2 protein-coding genes are annotated in these 2823 nt (G+C 36.8%); both read right to left on the reverse strand.

Annotated features, from left to right (window positions below; all coding sequences use genetic code 11):
- Positions 1-1144, reverse strand: a 1144-nt coding sequence (locus B3I52_RS01315) for a phage integrase SAM-like domain-containing protein (protein ID WP_293297723.1), incomplete at its 3' end; no start/stop codon positions are given.
- Positions 1145-1254: 110 nt separating this feature from the next.
- Positions 1255-2526: a site-specific integrase gene (locus B3I52_RS01320; protein WP_293297726.1), complete on the reverse strand. Its 1272-nt coding sequence runs from the start codon at positions 2524-2526 to the stop codon at positions 1255-1257.
- Positions 2527-2823 lie beyond the last annotated feature (297 nt).

Here is a 2823-nt window from a genome sequence, read left to right on the forward strand (position 1 = left end):
GTGCGAAGGACTCTTTAGGCTGCTCATCCTTGCTCATCCTACAGGAATTCCTAGCAAGATTTGCAAAGGTATAACGTGCCCAATAAAAAGTTACTCCATCTAGTCCAGTTCTTTTACAGATTTCTCTCATTCCTTTACTCAAGGCAGAATCAAGTGTTCCATAGTTAGCATAACGTTCTTGAAGTTTGCCGGTATATTTGATTAACAAGGGCCTGGCTTCCTCTACTATTTTTATGCTGATAAAAGCGTCATCCCTTCTTTTTCTTTTGGTTTTTGTTCTATTGTAATTTATACGACCATCTATAATATTGTCCTTTGTGCAATTATAAAGATCAACCGCATTCATTCCACAGGTAAGAAAAGAAAGTATAAAAAGCTCTTTTGCAAGTTCTGCCCGACTTCCAGGTTCTGTTATGCAATCTCTAATTTGCAAGATATCCTCAATCGAGTTGTTTCGTTTCTTTGTTAAAGGAGCCCGGCCAAGTTTATATTTTTTAAAAGGATAATGTTTAATTCGATGGAATTCCAAATCTTCATTATTATAAAAATCTCTGGCCTCATTGAACAACGTCCGTAGATCCCTCATGTGATTGTGCAGACCAATTTCACTCATAGCTGGCCGATTGATTACAACTATTTTCCCTAATTGGTTTATCCTTTCCATTTTTCTTTCTGATTTCAGGTAGCACTCATAAGAATATAACATAGTTGAATTAATCTCTGTTACAGAAACAGCTTGCCGTCCAAAGTAGTCTATAAGACTGTTTTTAATCCTATTATGATTATGTGCAGTACCTTCTCGACCTTCCAATTTTGTTTTTCGAACATGTTCATCGCAAAATGCAATAAAATCAATGTCTGCATCTTTATCTCTAAGATAATCTCGCAATGCTTCAGAACTAAATGAATTAAGCTTATTGCCAAGCTCGCTAACTGTCCTCCGGTAATCTATTAGCTGTCTTTCAACCAGGTCGGCAATAAACCTGTCCTTTATCTTGAACTTTGATGTTAGCTGTTTGCGAACCAAATAATGATTAGTGTTAATGTACCTTCTTTGCCCTTTGTGGAAGATACAGACTTTTACATTGTAGGTTCCATCAGATTTTTTGTGATGCTTGTAAATTTTCGCACTTATTGTTGCCATAGTTTATTGTGCACACAGCAGGTTGATTATAATAATTGGTTATTCATATGAATGGTGTGCTTACTTCGCATGGAATAATTAATCCAATCATTTTTATTTATTATTATCCGTTAATCTTCTTTTTCTTCAATTAAAAGTTGAATTACCTTTTCCTGTAGTTCGTCAATGATGCTCCAATCTTTGTCAACATAGATGTCCGTAATTCTTCTCTCCCGATCTACGTGGTTTAACGCCAGTGCCACATCGTCCTTGCTCATTCTGCATTTATTGCGTGCTAAATTACCAACAGTATGTCTGGCCCAATAATAAGTAATCCCATTGATATCTAATTGTTTACATAGCTCTCTCATCCCTGCGCTTAAAGCCTTGTTCAAACTCCCAATATTGCTATATCGTTGGCAAAGAGATCCAACGTATTTATTTATAAGAGGTTTAGCCTGGGGTACAATCTTTATACTAATGAAAGCGTTGTCTTTTCTTTTATCTTTAGTTTTTGAACGGTTGTATTCCAATCTTCCTCCAACAATATTGGATTTATCAACTTTAAAAATATCTACAGCATTAATACCGCACATATAAAAAGACAGCATGAATAAATCTCTGGCCAATTCCGCTCTACTTTCTGGTAAAGGATTGCTGTCCCGGATCAGCTTTAATGTATCTATGTCGGTATTACGTTTACGGGTCAGCGGTGCTCCAACGATTTTATACTCATCAAAAGGATAGTGCTCAATTCTTAATAACCCCAAACTTTTTCTATTGTATTTTTTCCGAGCATGGTTGAAAAGCCCCCTTAAGTCCCGCATATAATTATGCACACTAGCGCCTTTTAAGGGATGCTGAAAAGTTGAGATTGGTTTTTTGAACTGGTTCAATCTGGTTATTACCCTTTTTGACCTAAGATAATGTTCCCAGTCACCAAGCATGTCGTAGTTGATTTCCTCGATGAATATCTTCTCCTTACCAAAAAAATCAATGAGGCTGTTTTTTACCGTTCGGTAATTGGCGGCGCTCTTACTTCTACCAACTTCTTCCAGATAAGCTATAAACTCGGTGCAGAAAGCTATAAAATCAATCCTTTCATCAGTCCTGGTCAGATATCTTTTGAGTTCATCGGCACTAAAGAGGTGAAGTTTTGGTCCAAGGTTGCTAATGGCCAATCTATAGCTATCCAATTCGGAATTGATCAGTGTTTTAACAAACTGATCTTTGATTAAGAACTCCCGCTTGTTTTCGGGGTGCCTTTTTAACTGTTTGTCGCAGAGAAAGTGTGTCGTTTCAATGAACCTCTGCTGGTTTTTGTGGTAAATTCTGATTTTTACATTGCACGTACCATCATTTTTGTAATGGTGAACGTAGATTTTTGCATCAACTGTTGCCATTTTAACTTGAAAAAAATTGCGTTTACGGATACCGGAAGTCCTAAATCGCGGGATTTTCTTTGTTAAATATTTGTAAAAGTCATACGTTAAATTCGACAGTTTTTCCTGTAAAACTTAACATGATTTGGCTATTGAAAAGACAAAATGGAGGTAGGAAACTTCCTATTATGGAAATAAAAAACCCCATCCTAATAGCTAGAAAAGGGGTTTTTATGTGATTTTCGGACTTGAAAATCTTGGCTCCCTCTGCTGGGCTCGAACCAGCGACCCTCTGATTAACAGTCAGATGCTCTAACC

Origin of the sequence: Pedobacter sp. UBA4863, assembly GCF_002399615.1 — a bacterium.
Taxonomy (GTDB): Bacteria; Bacteroidota; Bacteroidia; order Sphingobacteriales; family Sphingobacteriaceae; genus Pedobacter.

Coding starts and splice junctions, on each gene's coding strand:
- B3I52_RS01320 (WP_293297726.1), bottom strand. CDS start 2,526: ATGGCAACAGTTGATGCAAAAATCTACGTTCACCATTACAAAAATGAT.